Annotated in this window: 1 protein-coding gene; it reads left to right on the top strand. The window is 45.0% G+C overall.

Annotated elements, in window-relative coordinates:
• Nucleotides 1-167: 167 nt before the first annotated feature.
• On the top strand, nucleotides 168-615 hold a 448-nt coding region (locus tag R7040_RS27690; protein WP_318097777.1), incomplete at its 3' end, for an alcohol dehydrogenase catalytic domain-containing protein.

Here is a 615-nt window from a genome sequence, read left to right on the forward strand (position 1 = left end):
ACTTTAACATTATTACGTATATGTAAAAATCATTTTCAAAATGGACGGATTATCATTTTTATTGAAACACCTAGAATGGACACCAACAAAACGACGCAGCGCAGGAAGCAAACCTTAACTACGCTTATTACGTCACTCCATATACTGAGAATATAAAGGAAAATCCAATGACTCTTGAAATCAAACCTGGTCAAACTCACATCAAATCCAAGGCAATGGTTGCGTGGGCGGCTGGCGAGCCACTGAAAATGGAAGAAGTGGATGTACAGCTTCCTAAAGCGGGTGAAGTGCTAGTGCGCATCGTCGCGACAGGTGTTTGTCATACTGATGCGTTCACTCTGTCAGGCGACGATCCAGAAGGCATCTTCCCTTCAATTCTTGGTCACGAAGGTGGCGGTATCGTTGAAATGGTTGGCGAAGGTGTTACCAGCGTTGAGGTTGGCGACCACGTGATTCCTCTTTACACCGCAGAATGTGGAGAGTGTAAGTTCTGTAAATCGGGCAAAACCAACCTTTGCCAGGCCGTTCGTGAAACACAAGGTAAAGGTCTGATGCCAGATGGTACAAGCCGTTTTTCTATCAACGGTGAAACCATCTTCCACTACATGGGTTGTT

The sequence above is a fragment of the Vibrio sp. 1069 genome (assembly GCF_033340555.1).